Below are 19,611 nucleotides of genomic sequence, written 5' to 3' on the forward strand. Positions count from 1 at the left end.
ATCTTAGAGTACAATCTAATTCCAGTTGTGAAACATGCCATATGGTAATACATAGCATCTCGTGAAGATGCAGCCATGAATAAAAAATATTGTTTCTATTCAATTTCATTATTGATACTTTTTGTTAAATAACAATGCGCGACATCATTATTAAGCGGAGAATTTTACTTCATAATAATCATAAAATGGCCTGAATTAAATTTAACTCAGGCCATTAATTTCATGAATAGCCATTTAGAAGCGCAGTGAGATTCTAAATTTTTATGCTTGCGCTCAGTTTTTAATGGATAGACTTTTATTCATGCCTGCGACGTATTTGCAGATAGCATATCCCACCTAATGCGATGGCCAGAAATAGCAAACCGTATTTTGAAAGCGAAGGGACAGGGGTAGCATTATTTGCGCCAGAGACTTTAATGGTGACGGTTGTTTTTTGGCAAACCGCTGGATTAGAAATGTCGCACAGCGCATATGTCATGGAGTAAACGCCAGCAGCTGTATTTGCAGTCGTATTGACGCTACCTGTAGCAGGGTCTAGAGTAATGCCTTGATTAATGGCAGATTGTGTACTACTATCAGATTCAATCTTAATAATTGAATTATTCAGTGTTGCAGGTTGGTTATTTATCGTGTCATTTTCTCTGACATTTGCAACCGGTGTGCTTGCTACTCCAGAAACTGCTGTTCCCATATCCATTGCTGGGGCTATTTTTGATGTTCCAGTATCGGTTACTTCAATATTAACTGAAGTTATATTGCATACTGTTTGGTCAGCCGCATCACACAAGGTATATTCTAAGGTATAAATTCCTGACGGTGTCTGTGCAGTTGTTGAAACCTCTCCAGTCTTGCTGTTAATAACTATCCCTTGAGCAATTGCTGCTTTGGTGTCACTATCAGTCCCTATGAAGATAGTAGAGTTGCTGGGAGTTGCCGGCTGGCCATTGATTAAATCATTGGCACGAACATCTTTTACAGGGGTGCCAGCTGTACCCGCAGGGACTTTTCCAGTATCAGGACTAGGATCTGCATTTGCACTGCCAGGTGGTACAACTACCACGGTTATTAATGCCGTGTTGCACACAGTGGAGTTTGCCTGAAGACACAATTGATAAGTTAACTGGTAGGTGCCAGCAGGTGTTGCCGCAGATGTATTTACTGCCCCAGTTTTATTATCTACGCTAATACCTTTGGTTAGGGCCTGAACAGTGGATCCATCTTTGCCTAATGTAAACGTCGAATTATTTTCCGTGGCAACAGCTCCGTCGACAAAGTCATTAGAGCGGATATTGTTAATAACTGTTCTTGGTACGCCTTCTACGCTACTTCCACTATCTTGGAAAGGGGTGGCCGATGGGATCGAGTTATTAACAAATGTGCACTTTACTGCATGATTTGCTGAAGGGTTAGGAAACTGATATGTAAGTGACGTACCTGATCCTGACGCTACTTGAGTATTGTTGTTTAGTGTATCAATGCATTGATAAACAGTAGAGTAAGAATTGGTGCCATTATCTATTCTGGTTTGCGTTAACGTGTATATGCCTCCTGGGACACTAATGGCATCTGCAGTGCCAGCCTCAGACACACTTGCGTTTGTTTGTGCCTCATACACTTGGCCACCACCTGTAGGAGGATTCAGCGTAACCTTAAAATCATCTGAAGGATTTGCACGAGTTGCAAAACTAGTCTTCACAGACAACGTTCCATTCAGGTGGCAAGAAGCTAGGTCAAATAGGCCGCGTGCACCGAAGTCGAAATCTGGCTGGGACAGAATTGCACCAGTGTGCACGTTGACTATTGTCTCTTTATTGAGGCCAGTATTGCTAGGGGCGCTATTAATAACTAAAGTTCCATCGCTTAAAAAAGCAGCTCCGTTTGGTGGGGTAACACCATCAACTGTGGTAATGATTTTACCTAGATTCAACGTAGGTGTTGGTGTCGCTGCTACCATTGGAATGGGGGCTGGAAATTGATACAGCATTCCTTTGTTGGTAGGCGTTACGACAGGGATACTCGATGGCGTATATTCGGTGGTGTAATACAGGTTGCCAGCAGCATCAAAGGTAATATCTCCGTTGCGGGCTGATCTTGCGGGGTCACTGCCAGCAGGTAGATTTACAATTAGATTTGCTACGCGGCCAATATATGTATTTGTATTTGTATTAAATGCATAAACAGGAAGGGTTACTGTTCCATCGGGATTTGCTGCCCCCGTAATTGCCATGAAATATATTCCGTCACTTCTAATTGCGCCGCTAAGAAAATCGCCATCGGTGCCAGCTGGAATACTGGAGTCTGCAAATGAATATTTATTGGTTTGTCGGTTTGCTGGGTTGTATGAATAAACCGCATGGCCACTCACGCCAGGTGTGACCTCATACTGGGCAACTCCATAAAATATTCCTGATTTACCAACGGCTAAACCATTAACGGAGTCCTGAGTTGGAATAGAGTCAAATGGATTAAAGGTTGCTGGTTGTGTCGTCAGATCCATTTGCAATAGAATATTTCCTCTGCGTGCAACGCCAAACAAATTATTGGAGGAGCAAATCGAGGTGGGTGGCTTAGACACAATGGTCGTCACCCCGAGGCTGGTGGGATTATTGGCCGTCGCTACACCATTGGAATTCAGTGTTGCAATACTGTTCACTCCCAACGGCGAAGTTAGGCTGTTAGCCTTCGCTTCAACCACTACTACGCAACGACTACTTGTATTACTTAAGGCGCCAACAAGTGTGGCGTTCACGGTATTGTTAGCTACGTTTAAATTATTTGCGCAGTTTGAAGGATTATAGTTCTCGTCGAATACACCTAAGATTGTGACATTGCTTAGAGTGTTTTCGATATTAAAAGATGCGGTAGCACCTGAGTTGGCTGGAATAGTGGTAGATGAGTCTGTGCTCTTAAAGCCTAAAAAAAACTGAACAGTGTCATTTAATTGAAAGGCAACAGCTAAATAGGGAGTGCTGGCGTTGTCTGCGTCAGTTTTTGGGGTTAGTACATTTGGTGGAACTCCAGCTGCTCCGCTATAGCGTTCGCGAAGTTCAAGACCTAAGCTTTGAGCAAATACTGAGTTGCTGCACAATAATATTAATAGAAAAAAGCTGTGAAGTATTTTCTTGGTCATTTTAGGCACCATGTAAATTGAGAAATTTGATAATGAATTCCATATGCAATTGATATCAACTGAGTAGGGCTGAAATATAACTCTAGTCATTAGTTAACTCACAGGTCCTCATAGGCGGGAGCGTTTTGCGTACGCTGCGCACTGGTGACCTTGACATGGGAATGGCGAAGCTGCCGTTACGCATGGCCTGCAACCGTGTGGCGGTACGGCCGAGTCGCCTGTTTAGGGCCATAAAAGCGTAGCATTCGATTCGTTTTATTACTTTCCAGATTCCGCCAATCCAACGTCCTTCCACGCAGAGATGCGATGGAAGAGGCGGAATTTAAAGGGCGGAACACCAGCCACGTTCTGGAATGCGCGGGTGAAATGTGCTGCGCTCGAATAACCCATGGACATAGCTATGTCTGTGATCTTGATGTCTGTCTCTTTGAGCAGATGCGCGGCCTTCTCAAATCTGACTGTATTCAAGATGTCACGGTAGCCCATCCCTGCTTCCGCCAGCAAGCGCTGAAGACTGCGGGTGCTGGTGTTGGCCATGTCGGCAATGTCTCGGAGTGACGGAGTTTTTCCATCGATGTAAGCTGGTAATAGCAGCCTTAAAGAATGGATCAAACTATTCGGGTTTTCTAGAGCCGACTCGAGATCGGTGTTGTCGTCTCTCTCCTTATTGATAGGAGTCAAACCCAAATACTCCACGGGGACATCGATCCAGGAGGACTTTTCCGCCGCAAGAAAACGCGTAGCGGGCCATAGCGCTTGCACTGAGAGGCCTGGGACATATCGTGCCTCGAATGCCATGGTTTCGGGCGCCCATCGACGCCCAACAAAGTGACGGACGATTTCGATTGGTAGGATATTCTGAATCCACTGTGGGTATTCTAGATGGTGGTGCCCAGCAGTACCCTGGAGGTGGGTACAAACCCGAAGGCTGGACTTATGAAACTCCAACCACATCTTGGAGTTGGTGGCCTCAAATCGCGTTCGAAGGCAAGCAACTCGAAGTGCCTGAAACAGCGTCGGAGCATTCGCCATTTGCAGACGTGTGCCATAGGTCAAGTGCTCTACCGTATATAATTTTGCGATCTCCCAGCCGCAGTCAGTGATGCCCTGGGCCCGCGCGGCAGTTTCAACGAAATGGATGGAGTTTTTAATCGGGAGATATGCATCTTCCTTGCCATAGAGGAGGGCTGGCAACTTGTGTTTCTCTAGGAGGGACTCCGTCGGAGCCCCAATTTTCCCCAGCATTTCCCAGAATAGAATGATGTGCTGACCGCGTGTGAGCGGAATTTCGGCCATTGCGCTCTCCCATTACTTGCCCGTGAGTCACCCAGGAGGAGGGAAACATCTCAAGCCATTACTTCCTTTGGAGTGCAACAAGCAGATCAGTGACGGCGCATTGGCCGAAATGATAATCTATTTATCTAGTCTCCGATTAATTAACGGAAGTGGTTTAAATAATAATTGAATCTAGAATGTCAGTTGGCTAAATTAAGTAAAATTAATAATGATTATTAGAGAGTCTGTTGCCGAATACTTTCGGAGTGGCCTGTGTTAGGTAACGACTGCACGTATCGCCAACGCATGTGCTTGGCAAGGTCTGAGCAACTGAGACGATTGGGGGCTTGAGGCAACACTGCCTGGGCCTGGGCCTGCGCGGCAGCCCCGACGAAACGGAGGGGAGTTTTTGATGGGGACATAGGCGTATTCCTTGCCGTAGAGGAACGCTGGCAACTCGTTTTTCTCCAGGAGGAACTCCGTCGGAGCCTAATTGTCCCCAGCATTTTCCAGAATAGGACGATATGCTGACCGCGTGTCAGCGGAATTTCGACCATTGCGCTCTCGTGTCACTTGCCCACGAGCCACCTGGGAGGAGAGAAACGTCGCAAGGTATCATCTTTGCAACTATTATTAAGTGAGCACTGGAAATTTACTTACCATTTCCCGCCAACATCTCCTGTGGAGTCCGTCAAGCAGATCAGTGACGGCACATTGGCAAAAGGGTATCCAGTTTTGCCTGACCATCAAATGTCTGTTCGGCTTGCCTCTGCGGCAAACCTTGGGCTTGGTGCAGTCGTTACTCAAATTGATGGGCCTGCCTTGGGCTGCGCCCGACTACAGCACGGTGTGCCGTAGGCAAAAGAGTCTGGATGTTCTGGTGCACTACCGTCCAAGCAGCCATGGCCTGCACATGCTCGCTGACTCCACGGGCATCAAGTTCCTGGGCGAAGGCGAGTGGAAAACCAAGAAGCATGGTGCAGAGCGGCGTCGTCAGTGGCGCAAGGTGCACCTTGGCATAGATGCAGAAAATATGCAAATACGGGCCATGGTGGTGACCACCAATGAAGTCGGTGACTCGCCAGTGGGTGCCGAGTTACTGAATCAAATCCCCAGCCATGAAACTGTGGTCAGCCTCACGGGTGATGGAGCGTATGACACGCAGGACGTGCATGAGGCTTGTCACAGGCGGGGAGTCATCCCCGTTATCCCGCCGCGCAAAGGAGCAAGGCTGCGCAAAGGACTGGCATTCACCCATCGCAATGAGGCAGTCAAGGCATGCAAGCGATTGGGTCGTGCCATCTGGAAACGCTGGAGCGGCTACCACCGCAGATCACTGGTGGAGACGAAGATGAATTGCTTCAAGCGCTTGGGTGAGAAGGTGATGTCCAGGACGTTTGAGCGACAAGTAGTCGAGCTCAACATTCGGGCATCCATCCTCAATCGCTTCACCGAGCTGGGCACGCCCCAGACGGTTGCCCTGGCATAACTACGTCTGGGGTTTGGGGAGACGCAGCCTCAGACCGATTTGAATACGAAGGACTTCCCGCCATCTTGGTCTGTTTGATATGCAGTGTCACGATGGGTCGGCAAGCCAATTTCTTCGTCATTCATCAGGAGTCATGCCATGCAAACTATCGTCCGTGTCGGGGTATATCTCGCAAAGAATGTGCTGCAAGTCCATGCAGTAGATGCTCAAGGCAGGATGGTCACTAACCGATCTATCCAGCGCAGCAAGTTCTTGGCATGTTGCGCTCAATTACCTGTAGGGTGTCTGGTAGCCATGGAAGCTTGTGGTGGTGCTCATCACTGGTGTAGGAAATTGCTACGCATGGGGTTGGATGCTCGCATGATGGCCGCAGCCTTGGTTTCCCCTTATCGTATGCAGGGCAAAGGTGGCAAGAACGATGCCAACGATGCAGCCGCTATCTGTGAGGCGGCTAGTCGTCCCCAGATGCGCTTTGTGTCCGTCAAAACACTCGACCAACAGGGTATGCTCTGCGTGCACCGGCTGCGCGAGGGCTTTAAAGAAGAGCGCACCGCCTGTAGCAACCGTATCCGTGGGTTACTCGCTGAGTTCGGGATTGTGTTGCCGCAAAGTCCCCGAGTTTTACGTGCACATCTGCACGATATCTTGGAGGATGCAAGCAATGACATTGCCGGTACGGCTCGCCTTGTGCTGCAGCAGGCCCTTTCGCATTGGCAGGAACTCGACGCCCACATCCATTGGTGCGAGCAGCGTATCAATGCCCATTACAAAGACGACGAACAAGTCCAGCGGGCAGCTGGCATCAAGGGATTAGGTGCACTGAGCGCATCAGCCGCCGTAGCAACAGTCGGCGACTTCAAACAATTCAAGAACGGGGCGCAGTTCGCTGCTTGGCTGGGCTTAACGCCCAGGCAAAACTCCAGCGGTGGCAAATCCAGCCTTGGCCCCATTACCAAGCGCGGGGATAGTTATCTGCGCACGCTACTGATTCAAGGTGCCAAAGCGGTAGTGCTCACCGGCAAGTACAACCTAGACCCCATCTCGCAGTGGGCCATATCCCTGAGGCAGCGCGCTGGATGGCAAAAGGCCGTCGTGGCCTTGGCCAACAAAAATGCGCGAATCCTCTGGGCACTGATGACACACCAGCGCCGCTATGAAGCGAGCCACATTAGCTCAAGGCCATTAGCGGTCTTGGCTTAAAAATTCTCTGAACTTGCCAGACGTGAAATCAAAGATGCAATGAACAGGTCAGACCAGCAGCAGGCAAGCTCGATTGTTGCACTGTGAGTCGCAAGACATCACGGGATTTGAAAGGAGCCCTGCTGCGCGGTTTGTTTCTTGGGGCGCACACCAGGTGCACAACCCCGTCTGTAGATGTGCAGTCTGTTCCTCGTTTTACGCCTCTTGAACACCACGGCATTCAGGTCTATCAAAAAGAAAACCATCAGCGCTTGCTTTTATGGGAAGTCTCTGTAATGCAACAAGGCCGTGTCAGATAGCCTGACTCCGGCGCGATGGCTGCGAGAACTACGCCTATAACTTCGGAGTCCACTTCGACAATGGCAACAGGCCACACGAGAAATAACTTCTCAATGCCGATGCAAAACTGGGTTCGCTAACCAACCCGGAACTGATCGCGTCCGTCAACAAAAGAACTGAACTCGGTGTGGAGGGGGGGGGCTGAAAGTTGAGAACCCTGTCGGGTGGACACCGCACTGTTCCTCACGCGCAGAAAATTTCCCCCGTATGATTTTTATTCAAACATCAGCAAATCGCCCGCTAGCCTGCATGGATGCTGGCTCTGAGGGCTCTTTGAATTCGTTTGATTTGTTGATTCCCGTTTGATTGCTGTTAAAGCTTTAACATCCGTCCCGCTAGGCCTGACGAAGAAGCCATACTAGATGCTCTAGGAGTCAGGACTGGGGAGCGCTGGCAAGCCGGAGCACGCTACACAGCGTGGACATCTATCCGTATCCCGTGTGCAAGGGGGCGCCACCTCGCTATCTCTGGCCGCTAATGACCGCGGTGGTCACAGCTCCGATGTTTACGATATCCCTCATGGCGAGTTTCCCCAGGGTCGTGCCAAATATTCATTTCGGAGATGTACGCGCGCGAGCGCCATTGTTTCTTCTCTATGTGGCCGCCTCGTAGGTACGCAACCTGTGGTACGCAGCAAGGTACGCGCACAAAGTCCGCCATGCCATGGTCATCATTTCGACGACGTGCACAACCATTGCAACACAGGCTGAGGTGAGCGCCAACAAAGCCTAGGGTGTACCAAAAGTCCATTCCCTCCTGACAAGGACCGACATCGAAACCAAACTTTTGCGCTGTCAGGTTAGAAAATTCGTTTTTTTGGGTTGGTGTGGCACAACTTCATGCCAGGCGCGCCTATGACGACCCAAGCCACAAGGGACTTTCACAGAAGTTGAGAACTTTTGAGATGTACGCGTACGCGCGCGAGACACTGACGGATGAGCAACACCAGGAGGTAAACCTGAGCTGCAAAACCATGCACCGATGGCTACACAGTGGCTACACGCATTATAGAAAGGAAATTTTGCTACCCATTAAATAGCAGACTTCCTATATGAGTACTGGTAGGGCGTGTTGGACTTGAACCAACGACCAAAGGATTATGAGTCCTCTGCTCTAACCAACTGAGCTAACGCCCCAGCACCACCACCTTTGCAGGTGAAGCTAGGCATTCTAGCGTCTATTTGGAATGGCTCAGCGCGTTGGAAACCAGCTTTGAGGTGATTCCAACAATCTGGATCATCTTTTCATAAGACATGCGCTTGGGCCCGATCACCCCCAGGGTACCCACGATCTTGCCATTGATCTGGTAAGGCGTACTCACCACCGACAGCTCCTGCACCGGCAATATCTGGCTTTCACCGCCGATATAGATCTGCACGCCTTCGGCCCGGTTGGAGCTTTCGAGCAGATGCAGAATCTGGGTTTTCTGCTCAAACAGGTCAAACGCGCGACGCAGATTGGTCATGTCATTGCTGAAATCGCTGACAGCCAGCAGGTTGCGCTCGCCCGCGATGACCAGCTCGTCCTGCGCCTGGTCCTCATCCTCCCCGACATGAACAGCCGCCAGCATCAGGGCGCCAATCTCGTCGCGCAGCTTTTCCACCTCTTTGCGCAACAGCTGGCGCACCTGGTCAATGGCCAGGCCCGCATAGTGTGCATTCAGGTAGTTGGCCGTCTCGATCAGCTGACTTTGCGAGTAATCGGATTCGGTGAAGATCACGCGGTTCTGCACATCGCCATCGGGCGACACCAGAATCACCAGAATGCGCTTTTCCGACAATCGCAGGAATTCGATATGCCGAAAGGATGAGCTTTTACGCGGAGCCTGCACCACACCCACAAACTGCGACAGGTCGGAAAGCACTCCCGCAGCGCTCGCAATCACCTTTTGCGGCTGCTCAGGCGCAATTTCCGCAGATACCATTTGGTCCTGCTCGACCGTCAACATCGTGTCGACAAACAAGCGGTATCCTTTCGCAGTAGGCACCCGGCCTGCGGAAGTGTGCGGACTGGCGATCAGGCCCAACCCCTCCAGATCAGCCATCACATTGCGTATGGTGGCAGGAGACAGATCGAGGCCAGACGCCTGCGTGAGCGCACGCGACCCCACCGGGTGACCATCCGCTATGTAGCGTTCCACCAGGGTTTTCAGCAGCAATCGGGCGCGATCATCGAGCATGGTGGCATTTTAATGATGTAATTTGCGTATGCAGTCTCGCTTTCAACACATTGCCCTGATTGGCAAATACCATGCGCCGCCTTCTGCGGAGGTGCGCCAGCAGTCCATTGTCGCCTTCAGCCAGATTGCCAGCTATGTCGAGGCCCGGGGCGGCACTGCTTACCTGGAGCAGGAGACGGCCAACTTCACCGGCATGGACCACTACCCCACGCTCAGTCTCGACGAGGTGGGCAGGCGCTGCGATCTTGCCATTGTGTTGGGCGGCGACGGCACCATGCTGGGCGTGGGGCGAGAGCTGGCCAAGTACAACACGCCGCTGGTGGGTATCAACCAGGGGCGGCTGGGCTTTGTGACGGATATTCCGCTGCAGACTTTCCTCGCTCCCTTGTCGGCCATTCTGGCGGGCGAGTACGAAGAAGAGATTCGCTCGATGATCCATGCGCTGGTGATCCGCGATGGCGAGTGCGTATTCCAGGCCTTGGCGTTCAATGATGTGGTCGTCAACCGTGGCGGCACATCGGGCATGGTGGAGCTGCGGGTGGAGGTGGACGGCCAACTGGTGGCCAATCAGCGCGCCGACGGCTTGATCATCGCCACCCCCACCGGCTCCACAGCCTATGCGCTGTCGGTAGGTGGCCCGATCGTGCACCCGGCGCTGGCCTGCTGGGTCATGGCGCCGATTGCGCCGCACATGCTCTCCAACCGCCCGATCGTGGTGCCCGATACACAGGAGATTTCGATCGAGGTGATTGGCGGACGCGATGTAGCGGCCAATTTCGATATGCAGTCGCTGGCCTCCATTCTGCGTGGCGACAAGATTCTGGTGCGCAGCGCTCCCCATAAGACACGATTCCTCCACCCTCGCGGCTGGAACTACTACGCCACCTTGCGCAAGAAACTGGGCTGGAACGAAGGGGGCATCACACCATGAGCCTCAAGCGCATTGCGCTGCGCGATTTTGTGATCGTCGAGCAGTTGGAGGTTGATTTTTCGCCCGGCTTCACTGCCTTGACCGGAGAGACCGGCGCTGGCAAATCGATTCTGATCGACGCACTGCAACTGGTGCTGGGCAGCCGCGCCGATACCGGCTTTGTGCGCCAAGGCGCTGTCAAATCAGAATTGATAGCAGAGTTTGATACGCCGTCTGCGCTGATGCCGTATTTGACTGAAAATGAGCTGCAGCCCGATGCATCATTGCTGCTGCGCCGCGTGATTGATGCCCAGGGCAAGAGCAAATTCTGGATCAACGGCGTGGCGGCGACCGCAACCCAGCTGCGCAACATTGCCCCGGCCCTGGTCGACATTCACGGCCAGCACGCCTGGCAAAGTTTGATGCAGGCAGAGCCCGTGCGACGCCTGCTGGATGCCTACGCCAATGCCGATTGCAGCGGCGTTCAAGAGGCTTACCTCGCCTGGCGCGCCGCAGACAAGGCGCTACAGCAGGCCCGCAGCATGGAAGCGACCCACCAGCGTGAGCGCGAGCGGCTGCTGTGGCAGATATCCGAAGTGGACAAGCTTGCCCCCGCCGAGCAGGAATGGGAAGAACTCAACACCCAGCATACGCGGCTGTCCCACGCCCAGGCCCTGATGGATGCCGCCACCCATGCAATGGGCGCCCTGGAAGATGAGGACAGCGGCGCCAGCGTGCAAGCCAATCGCGCGTTGCACACCTTGCAGGCGCAGGCCCATGTCGAGCCACAATTTGCCGCCATGGCTGAAACACTGGAAGGCTGCATCGCACAGCTGGAAGACCTGGCGCGCTCGCTGGGCGGCTATTTGCGGCATGCAGAGCTGGACCCTGACAAACTCGAACAACTGGACGAGCGTCTGGGCAGCTGGATCAGCCTGGCTAGGCGCTACAAGCGCCCGCCCGAAGAACTGCCCCCGCTGCTGCAAGGCTGGAAGAACGAACTGAAAGCCCTGGATGCGTCTGCAGACATTGATGCGCTGGAGAGTGCTTCCGCACAGGGTTGGAAAGTCTACGAAAAGGCTGCCCAGGCGCTCAGCAAGATACGCACGCGCGCCGCGGAGCGCCTGTCGCAAACCATTACCAACGCGATGCAGGAGCTGGGCATGGCTGGCGGCCGCTTTGTCGCCACCATTCATCCGGCCAAGGAGCCCCGCGCCGATGGCATGGACGATGTGGAGTTGCTGGTGGCCGGACACCCTGGCACCGAACCCAAGCCCATTGCCAAGGTCGCCTCGGGCGGCGAGCTGTCTCGCATCTCACTGGCCATTGCCATCTCCACCAGCCAGCTCGGCCAGGCTCCTACCTTGATTTTTGACGAAATCGACTCGGGCATTGGCGGTGCCGTTGCCGATGCCGTGGGCCGCGTCATGCACGCACTGGGCCAGGATCGCCAGGTGCTGGCAGTCACCCATCTGGCGCAAGTAGCTGCACGCGGCGACACCCATCTGGTGGTGACCAAACAACGCAGCAAATCCGGCACCAGCAGCCATATCAGTGCAGTGACGGAGAATGGCCGGGTCGATGAGATCGCGCGGATGCTCGGCGGGGAGCATATTTCTTCCACCAGCAGGGCACATGCACGGGAAATGATTGCAGGAGGTGTACATGACCAATAGCGCAGACCGGCGAACGCCGCTGCAGGTAGTGGTGCTGACGGGCATGGCCGGCTCGGGAAAGTCGGTCGCGCTGCATGCGCTGGAAGACATTGGCTACTACTGTGTAGACAACCTGCCGCCAGAGCTATTGCCCTCGCTGGTGTCGCTGGAGCATTGGCAGCATGGCAACCGCGTTGCCATTGCCATTGACGCGCGCAGCGCCAAGGCCTTGTACCTGGTGCCCGAGCAGCTTGAAAAGCTGCGCGCGACCGGCGCCCAGGTGCAGCTCATCTACATGGACGCGCTGCGTGACATCCTGATCCGGCGCTTTTCCGAAACGCGCAGGCGCCACCCGCTGACCAATGAAACGCTGCAGGCCGGCCCGCGCGCCCTGGTGCAGATGATTGACGAAGAACGCGCCCTGCTGGCCGATCTGCGCGAGCAGGCGCATGTGATTGACACCAGCAACCTGCGCGTGTCGCAATTGCAGGCCTACATCAAGCAGTTCATGCAGGCGCCTACGTCCAGCTTGACCCTGGTCTTCCAGTCATTCGGCTTCAAGAACGGCATTCCCATGGACAGCGACTACATGTTCGATGTACGCATGCTGCCCAACCCTTACTACGAGCCGGATCTGCGCAGCCACACCGGGCTGGAGGCGCCGGTTGCGCAGTTTCTGGCACAGCAGCCAGCCGTGCTCAAAATGCGGGAAGACATCATCCGCTTCCTGGACAACTGGCTGCCCGAGATGGTGCTCAATCACCGCAGCTATGCCACCGTCTCCATCGGCTGCACCGGCGGCCAGCATCGCTCGGTCTACCTCGTCAACGCACTGGCGCAGCACTTCCAGAGCCGCTGGACCACACTGCAGCGCCACCGCGAACTAGACCAGAGAACGCATTGATGGCAGCGGCAGTGCGCCCCTGCACTGCAAAGCATGCCTGCGTTTCGCAAAAACCATAGCATCTTGCGCTTACCCCTACTGGGTTTCAAATAAAAATCAATCAAAACCCAGTCATGGAGCGCGCAAACAGCTCTCTTTTTTGATAGGTACCTGGATAACCAAGCCACCAATAAGGCTGAAGTCGCTGTTCAGCCCTGCAGCAAACTGCGCACAGGCGCAGGCAAACCCAGTGCGGACAATTGATCGCGCCGGCACCAGCCTCCGGCTGTCGCTGGTAGCGGTGGGTTTTCGGCATGAATCCGCTCCGGGTGCAGATGCAGATCCTTGTGGGTGAGCACATGCAGAAACGGCGCGAGCGGCTCTGGCGCAGCACCGCCCCAATCCTGGGCGGCCTGCTGCAACTGCGCTGCGGTTTCGTACACCGGCAGGCAGTACAAGCTGGCCCATATGCCTTTGGCCGGGCGCTTTTCCAGCCAGATGGCGCCGTCGGCACGCTCCACCCACAGCAGCCACCAGCTGGCTGAAGTGCGCTTGAGCTTCTTGGTCTTGACCGGGTAGCGTTCGGGCGCACCTTCGCGCCGCGCTGCGCAACTACCATGCACGGGGCACAACAGGCAACTGGGCTTTTTGGGTGTACAAATAGCTGCACCCAGGTCCATCATCCCTTGGGTGTATCGTGGCATCGCGGTGGGGAGGTCGGTAGTCGGCAGCAGGTCTTCCGCCAGTGCCCAGAGCCTTTTCTCGGCAGCGCTGCTGGCCAGATCGTCCGAGAAACCCAGCGCCCGTGTCAGCACCCGTTTGACATTCGCATCCAGAATGGCTGCGCGTACTGCAAAGCAGAAAGATGCAATGGCGCTGGCGGTCGATCGGCCGATGCCGGGCAGTGAAGCAAGTTCTTCAACCGTGCGGGGAAAGGCGCCGCCAAAACGCGACATGACTTCCTGCGCACAGCGGTGCAGGTTGCGCGCCCTGCTGTAGTAGCCCAGGCCGCTCCACAGCGCCATCACTTCTTCATCACTCCCTGCCGCCAGGTCTGCAACCGTTGGAAAACGTTGCAGGAACCGCTCGTAGTAGCCCAGAACCGTGGTGACCTGCGTTTGCTGCAGCATGATTTCTGACAGCCAGACGCGGTACGGGTCGCGGGTGTTCTGCCAAGGCAAGTGGTGGCGTCCGTGGCTTTGCTGCCAGGCGACGATCTGTTGTGAAAATTGACTCAAATCTAGACTCGAAAAGAAAGAACTGCGGATGGTAGGCATCGGAATCAGCCATGGTGCACCTCCGATGCAAGCGCCCGGTCAAAGATGATCAATGACGGAGCTGGCCTGGCCTCGGGTCGTCGGCGCCACTTCCTATTTCTGGCACTTGCGGCAATAGTACGTGCTGCGCTGGCCTTGCTTGATCGCAATCACAGGCGCCCCACACTGCTTGCAGGGCTCCCCTGCCCTTCCGTACACATTGGCCTGCGCCTGAAAAGCGCCCGCATAGCCGTTGACCTGCACAAAATCCTTCAAGGTGCTGCCGCCCAGATCAATGGCTTTTCCCAGCACCTGGGGAATGGCCGTGTGCAGGCGCTGCGCCTGGGCCTTGGTCACCTTGTTTGCAGGCCTGGAAGGCAGAATGCCCGCAAGGAACAGCACTTCGCTCGCATAGATATTGCCAACCCCGACCACCAGTTGCCCACCCAGCAGCAACTGCTTGATTGGCGTGCTGGAGCGCTTGAGCCCGTCTGCGAAATAGTTCAGGCTGAACCCTTCGTCAAACGGCTCCATGCCCAGATGGTTGAGCAGCTTGGCCGCCATGTCCGACGCGATATCCGGCGCCCATACCACCGCACCAAAGCGCCTGGGGTCATGCAGCCGCAGGACACCCCGGTCCGTCACCAGATCGAAATGGTCGTGCGGCCCGGCGGGCGGCAAGTCGGGCGCAATCTGCAGGCTGCCCGACATTCCCAGGTGCAGCAGCAAGACGCCCTGGTCCAACTGCAAAACAATGTATTTACCTCGTCGCAGAACATGCTGCACCATGCGGCCGGCAAGGGTTGCGGGCTCAATCCCCAGCGGCCAGCGCAAGGGCTTTCCAAGCAAGATGCGTTCAATGGTGGCGCCCTGCAAGGGCTGAACCAGTCCGCGTCTTGTCACTTCCACTTCTGGTAACTCAGGCACTGTTTTCCTTCTGCATGGCTCGTGGGCTATCGTTTATTATGGGCTGATGAAGCACGCTCTCCGATATTTGGCATATTTTCTGGCAACCGGTTTGACCGTGCCCGCGCTGGCAAATGCAAGCCCCACCGCGCAATCCCATCCTTCCGCAAAAGGGCAGAGCATCGCCTCCGCAGAACGTGCGGAAGATGCCCAGTCTCAGCTGGACGCCGAGCTTTTCTATGAGCTTTTGCTGGGCGAAATGTACGCCAGCCAGGGCGACGCCACCACCAGTGTGGAACTGCTCCTGGATGCTGCACGCCGCACCGGCGATGAAAAGGTGTACCAACGGGCCGCGCAAATTGCACTGCTCTCCCGCTCTGCCCAGAAAGCCAGCATGGTTGCCCAGGCCTGGAGGCAGGCGCATCCGCAATCGCGCCAGGCCAGCCGCTATTTGCTGCAGGTCATGCTCTCGACCAACCACGGCGAAGAGACAGGCGCGCTGCTGAAGCAGGAAATTGCCCTGGCCAAGCCCGACGAAAAACTCGAATGGATTCGCGCCATTCCCAGTATCTACCGACGTGTCAGCGACCAGAAGCAGGCCGCACGCATTGTGCGCGAAGCACTGACGCCAGAACTGGAAAATCCAGCCACAGGGCCTGACGCCTGGGCAGCCATCGGCACCATGGAACTTGCCGCAGAGCAGCCCACAGCGGCGCTGGAAGCCGCTCGCAAGGCGCTGTCGCTCGATGCCAGCAACCAGGCTGCGGGCCGGCTGGCTGCGGCCCTGGTTGCTGCCAATGTGCCCGAGGCCGAATCACTGGTCACCGACTTTCTCAGCAACTCCAAAAGCGCCGATGCGCATCTGGCCTATGCCCGCAGCCTGATGAATGCCGACCGCCTGGAAGAAGCCCAGAAGCAGTTGAACGAGGCTACACGGATCGATCCCAGCTCTGCCGATGCCTGGATTCTCAAGGCGGCGCTGCAGGCCCAGCTCAAGCAGTATTCGGATGCCGATGTATCCCTGCTCAAACTCGACACCTTGATCGACAAGTTCCCATCCCAGGTTCTGCAGCGGGAAGTGCGCATCCAGAGCCTGATGCTGCGCGAACAGATGGCAGAAGCCCAGAAGAAATGGGAAGAAGCCGAGCACTGGGCCGACGAAATCGCCAAAACCGGCAACCAGCCCCTGGCGACACTGCGCAAGGCGTCCATCCGCATGCAGCAAGGCCAGTTTGAAGCGGCAGCTGCCTTGCTGAACGACTTGCCAGAAACCAATCCCGGGGAAATTCGCACCAAGCTGTCTGCGCAGGTTCAGTTGTATAAAACCGCCAAGAACTACACCCAGGCGCTCGAAGTGCAATCCAAACTCGTGGCTATGCAGCCCAACGACCCGGATCTGCTTTACGAACAGGCCATGCTTGCCGAACGCGCCGACAAGATCGAAGAGACAGAAGCACTGCTGCGCAAGCTCATCGCACTCAAGCCTGATCACCACCATGCCTACAACGCGCTGGGTTACCTGCTGGCAGACCGTGGCCTCAAGCTCGACGAGGCCAAGTCCCTGATCGAAAAGGCGCTCAGCATGGTGCCTGGCGACCCTTTCATCACCGACAGCCTGGGCTGGGTGGAGTACAAGCAGGGCCATCTGGAGCAGGCCGCACAGTTGCTGGAAAAGGCCTACACCAAGCAGCCCGACCCGGAAATCGGTGCGCACCTGGCCGAAGTCTGGTGGAAGCAAGGCAAGTCCAAGCCTGCAGAAGAGTTGCTGCGGGCCGCCAGAAAGGATGCGCCGGACAACGAAACCGTGCTCAAGACCTTCAAACTCCTGGGCATTGAGCCATGACACCTGTGACAGGTTTGAGCAAGCCACTCGCCAGAAGGCGCTTTTGCGCCACACTGGCGGCCGGGACGGCACTGGCCCTGCTCGCAGGTTGCGCAACGCCCCAGCGGCAATTGACCGCAGCGGCCGGCGCAGGTTACTGGAGCGGGCGCATGTCCATGCAGGTGCAGACTGCACCACCGCAGACGACCAGCGGCAGTTTTGAGCTGTCCGGCAGTCCACGCCAGGGCGAACTGGTATTGCTCAACCCGCTGGGCAACATTGTGGCCCGCGTCCATTGGACTGCAGAGCAAGCCAGCGTCACTCAAGGCAATACCGTCCGCGAAAAGGCTTCGCTCGATGAATTGACCGAGGAACTCCTGGGTGCCAACCTGCCCATCGCAGCACTTTTTGACTGGCTGCAGGGCCGCAATACGCCCGCAGTGGGCTGGCAAGCCGACCTGGATGCCTTCAGCGACGGAAAAATCACTGCCCAACGCACCTCGCCCCTCCCGGAAGCCAGCCTGCGCATCGTGCTTGAGCGCCCTTAGCCCTTTGTTGAATTGATCCGCACCATGCGTACGCTGTACGACGTCCCCGCCCCGGCCAAACTCAATCTCTTTCTGCACATCACCGGCCGCCGTGCAGACGGCTATCACCTGCTGCAGTCGGTCTTTATGCTGATCGACTGGGCCGATGAACTGCATTTTGAAACCAACCCCTCCGGCACCATCACCCGAGAAGACCTGGGCACGCCATTGCCCGCAGACGACCTGATCACCCGCGCAGCGCGGGCGCTGCAGCAAGCCACAGGCTGCACGCAGGGGGTCCATATCGGTGTTCACAAGCACCTGCCCGCGCAGGCCGGAATGGGAGGCGGCTCGTCCGATGCCGCCAGCACCCTGCTGGCGCTCAATCAATTGTGGAATCTACAACTGAGCCGCGATAAGCTGCAACGCATCGGGCTGCAGCTTGGGGCCGATGTTCCGTTTTTTATTTTCGGAAAGTCGGCTTGGGTGGAAGGAATCGGTGACATAATACGCCCACTCGAAAACGAGCAGCAGCTAGCAGACACCGCGCTGATAGTTGTGAAGCCGCAAGAAGGCCTGGATACGAAATTAATTTTTTCAAACCCCAACCTGAAACGCGATTCAAAAGCTGCTACAATTTCGGACTTCGCTGCAAAGCACTTTGATTTCGGTCAAAACGACTTGCAGCCGGTCGCAGAAAGCCTGTGTCCATCGATAAAAAAAGTCAGTGACTTTCTTGAATCGCAAGGATTACATGCTAGAATGACGGGCTCAGGTAGTGCGGTGTTTGCAGTAAAAAAGCAAGCTATTAGCTGCCAAAGCAGTTTTTCACAAGACTGGACAGTGAAAGATTGCAAAAGTCTTATTGAGCATCCCTTGTTTGGATGGGCAAGAGACTAAAGGTTTTTAGGAATCAGTGTTGCTTAGCATTGATTCTTGTAGGGGAGTCGCCAAGCTGGTTAAGGCACCGGATTTTGATTCCGGCATGCGAAGGTTCGAATCCTTCTTCCCCTGCCAATTTCTTACCGCGCAAAAGCAGCGCTCACAGCTAACCCATACCCACTGGGACGCTATGCAAAACCATCATCCAGACTTCATGGTTTTCAGTGGCAATGCCAACACAGGCCTTGCTACTGAAATTGCACAACACCTTCACACCTCTTTGGGCGCAGCCGATGTAGGCCGTTTCTCCGATGGAGAGGTCACGGTGGAGATCAAGCAAAACGTCCGTGCGCGCGACGTTTTTATCATTCAGCCCACCTGTGCTCCAACCAATGACCACCTGATGGAATTGCTGGTGATGGTGGATGCATTGAAGCGCGCATCGGCCGAACGCATCTGTGCCGTGATTCCATACTTTGGCTATGCCCGCCAGGACCGCCGCGTGCGCTCCACCCGCGTGCCCATCACCGCCAAGGTGGTTGCCAACATGCTGCAGGCCGCTGGCGTGAGCCGCGTGCTGACCATGGACCTGCACGCAGACCAGATTCAGGGCTTCTTCGACATTCCGGTGGACAACATCTATGCGTCGCCAGTGTTGCTGGGCGATCTGCGCCAGAAGAACTACGAAGACCTGATCGTCGTATCGCCGGACGTTGGTGGTGTGGTGCGCGCACGCGCCCTTGCCAAGCAACTGCAATGCGATCTGGCCATCATCGACAAGCGTCGCCCCAAAGCCAATGTGTCTGAAGTGATGCACGTCATCGGCGATATCGATGGCCGCAACTGCGTCATCATGGACGACATGATCGACACCGCGGGCACCTTGGTGAAGGCTGCCGAAGTGCTGAAGGAACGTGGCGCCAAGAAGGTCTACGCCTACTGCACACACCCCATCTTCTCGGGCCCTGCCATCGAACGCATCGGCAATGGCGCAGCTTTGGACGAAGTCGTGGTTACCAACACCATTCCCCTGTCAGCGAGCGCCCGCGCTTGCGGCAAGATTCGCCAGCTGACCGTGGCTCCGCTGTTTGCAGAAACCATTCACCGCATCGCCACGGGTGAATCGGTGATGAGCCTGTTCCAGGACGCCTGATGAAT

The 19,611-nt window shown here is 55.2% G+C and carries 13 protein-coding genes, 2 tRNA genes and 1 pseudogene; 10 read left to right on the plus strand and 6 right to left on the minus strand.

Annotation, left to right across the window (positions count from 1 at the left end):
* Positions 1–295: 295 nt before the first annotated feature.
* On the minus strand, positions 296–3,130 hold the full coding sequence (locus LAD35_RS16785) for a hypothetical protein (protein ID WP_224150108.1): 2,835 nt from the start codon (positions 3,128–3,130) through the stop codon (positions 296–298).
* Between the two features lie 258 nt (positions 3,131–3,388).
* Positions 3,389–4,426 (minus strand): helix-turn-helix transcriptional regulator, encoded by a 1,038-nt coding sequence (locus tag LAD35_RS16790; protein WP_224150109.1) that lies wholly within the window; start codon positions 4,424–4,426, stop codon positions 3,389–3,391.
* A gap of 706 nt (positions 4,427–5,132) precedes the next feature.
* Between LAD35_RS16790 and LAD35_RS16795 the strand changes: the two are divergent.
* Both LAD35_RS16795 and LAD35_RS16800 read left to right on the plus strand, forming a co-directional pair.
* Positions 5,133–5,894 (plus strand): annotated as a pseudogene (locus LAD35_RS16795) (IS5 family transposase); the annotation flags it as partial.
* A gap of 138 nt (positions 5,895–6,032) precedes the next feature.
* On the plus strand, positions 6,033–7,094 hold the full coding sequence (locus tag LAD35_RS16800; protein WP_224150110.1) for an IS110 family RNA-guided transposase: 1,062 nt from the start codon (positions 6,033–6,035) through the stop codon (positions 7,092–7,094).
* 1,398 nt (positions 7,095–8,492) lie between these two features.
* Here the strand turns inward: LAD35_RS16800 and LAD35_RS16805 are convergent.
* Both LAD35_RS16805 and hrcA read right to left on the minus strand, forming a co-directional pair.
* Positions 8,493–8,569 (minus strand) — tRNA-Ile (locus LAD35_RS16805).
* Positions 8,570–8,610: 41 nt separating this feature from the next.
* Positions 8,611–9,612, minus strand: coding sequence for a heat-inducible transcriptional repressor HrcA (gene hrcA / locus LAD35_RS16810; protein WP_224150111.1), 1,002 nt, complete (start codon positions 9,610–9,612; stop codon positions 8,611–8,613).
* A gap of 28 nt (positions 9,613–9,640) precedes the next feature.
* Here hrcA and LAD35_RS16815 point away from each other — a divergent pair, with 28 nt between their 5' ends.
* The 3 genes from LAD35_RS16815 to rapZ are packed head-to-tail and all read left to right on the plus strand — an operon-like array spanning position 9,641 to position 13,081.
* Entirely contained in the window at positions 9,641–10,543 is a 903-nt protein-coding gene (locus tag LAD35_RS16815; protein WP_224150112.1) for an NAD kinase, read from the plus strand.
* Positions 10,540–12,198: a DNA repair protein RecN gene (gene recN, locus LAD35_RS16820; RefSeq protein ID WP_224150113.1), complete on the plus strand. Its 1,659-nt coding sequence runs from the start codon at positions 10,540–10,542 to the stop codon at positions 12,196–12,198. The genes LAD35_RS16815 and recN overlap by 4 nt, the downstream gene beginning before the upstream one ends.
* Positions 12,188–13,081, plus strand: a complete 894-nt coding sequence (gene rapZ, locus LAD35_RS16825; protein ID WP_224150114.1) for an RNase adapter RapZ — start codon at positions 12,188–12,190, stop codon at positions 13,079–13,081. Before recN ends, rapZ begins: the two co-directional genes overlap by 11 nt.
* 188 nt (positions 13,082–13,269) lie before the next feature.
* On the opposite strand, the gene mutY is transcribed toward rapZ, so the two are convergent.
* Positions 13,270–14,337: an A/G-specific adenine glycosylase gene (gene mutY, locus LAD35_RS16830; RefSeq protein ID WP_224150115.1), complete on the minus strand. Its 1,068-nt coding sequence runs from the start codon at positions 14,335–14,337 to the stop codon at positions 13,270–13,272.
* Between the two features lie 93 nt (positions 14,338–14,430).
* A complete protein-coding gene (gene mutM / locus LAD35_RS16835; RefSeq protein ID WP_224150116.1) occupies positions 14,431–15,243 on the minus strand; it encodes a bifunctional DNA-formamidopyrimidine glycosylase/DNA-(apurinic or apyrimidinic site) lyase in 813 nt (270 codons plus the stop codon).
* Positions 15,244–15,340: 97 nt separating this feature from the next.
* On the opposite strand from mutM, the gene LAD35_RS16840 reads away from it, so the two are divergent.
* From LAD35_RS16840 to LAD35_RS16860, 5 genes are all read left to right on the plus strand, one after another.
* Positions 15,341–17,065, plus strand: coding sequence for a tetratricopeptide repeat protein (locus LAD35_RS16840; protein ID WP_224150117.1), 1,725 nt, complete (start codon positions 15,341–15,343; stop codon positions 17,063–17,065).
* Positions 17,062–17,592: an outer membrane lipoprotein LolB gene (locus tag LAD35_RS16845; protein ID WP_224150118.1), complete on the plus strand. Its 531-nt coding sequence runs from the start codon at positions 17,062–17,064 to the stop codon at positions 17,590–17,592. Before LAD35_RS16840 ends, LAD35_RS16845 begins: the two co-directional genes overlap by 4 nt.
* Before the next feature lie 24 nt (positions 17,593–17,616).
* Positions 17,617–18,471 carry a 4-(cytidine 5'-diphospho)-2-C-methyl-D-erythritol kinase gene (gene ispE, locus LAD35_RS16850; protein WP_224150119.1) on the plus strand — a complete coding sequence of 285 codons (855 nt, stop codon included), beginning with the start codon at positions 17,617–17,619 and terminating at the stop codon, positions 18,469–18,471.
* A gap of 40 nt (positions 18,472–18,511) precedes the next feature.
* Positions 18,512–18,588, plus strand: a tRNA-Gln gene (locus LAD35_RS16855).
* 55 nt (positions 18,589–18,643) lie between these two features.
* Positions 18,644–19,606, plus strand: a complete 963-nt coding sequence (locus LAD35_RS16860; RefSeq protein WP_224150120.1) for a ribose-phosphate pyrophosphokinase — start codon at positions 18,644–18,646, stop codon at positions 19,604–19,606.
* Positions 19,607–19,611: the final 5 nt, after the last annotated feature.

The sequence above is a fragment of the Comamonas odontotermitis genome, assembly GCF_020080045.1.
Taxonomy (GTDB): Bacteria; Pseudomonadota; Gammaproteobacteria; order Burkholderiales; family Burkholderiaceae_C; genus Comamonas; species Comamonas odontotermitis.

Bases quoted from the DNA above. Each gene is read 5' to 3' on its own strand.
- LAD35_RS16785 (WP_224150108.1), bottom strand. From the start codon at position 3,130: ATGACCAAGAAAATACTTCACAGCTTTTTTCTATTAATATTATTGTGC.
- LAD35_RS16790 (WP_224150109.1), bottom strand. From the start codon at position 4,426: ATGGCCGAAATTCCGCTCACACGCGGTCAGCACATCATTCTATTCTGG.
- LAD35_RS16800 (WP_224150110.1), top strand. From the start codon at position 6,033: ATGCAAACTATCGTCCGTGTCGGGGTATATCTCGCAAAGAATGTGCTG.
- hrcA (WP_224150111.1), bottom strand. From the start codon at position 9,612: ATGCTCGATGATCGCGCCCGATTGCTGCTGAAAACCCTGGTGGAACGC.
- LAD35_RS16815 (WP_224150112.1), top strand. From the start codon at position 9,641: ATGCAGTCTCGCTTTCAACACATTGCCCTGATTGGCAAATACCATGCG.
- recN (WP_224150113.1), top strand. From the start codon at position 10,540: ATGAGCCTCAAGCGCATTGCGCTGCGCGATTTTGTGATCGTCGAGCAG.
- rapZ (WP_224150114.1), top strand. From the start codon at position 12,188: ATGACCAATAGCGCAGACCGGCGAACGCCGCTGCAGGTAGTGGTGCTG.
- mutY (WP_224150115.1), bottom strand. From the start codon at position 14,337: ATGCCTACCATCCGCAGTTCTTTCTTTTCGAGTCTAGATTTGAGTCAA.
- LAD35_RS16845 (WP_224150118.1), top strand. From the start codon at position 17,062: ATGACACCTGTGACAGGTTTGAGCAAGCCACTCGCCAGAAGGCGCTTT.
- ispE (WP_224150119.1), top strand. From the start codon at position 17,617: ATGCGTACGCTGTACGACGTCCCCGCCCCGGCCAAACTCAATCTCTTT.
- LAD35_RS16860 (WP_224150120.1), top strand. From the start codon at position 18,644: ATGCAAAACCATCATCCAGACTTCATGGTTTTCAGTGGCAATGCCAAC.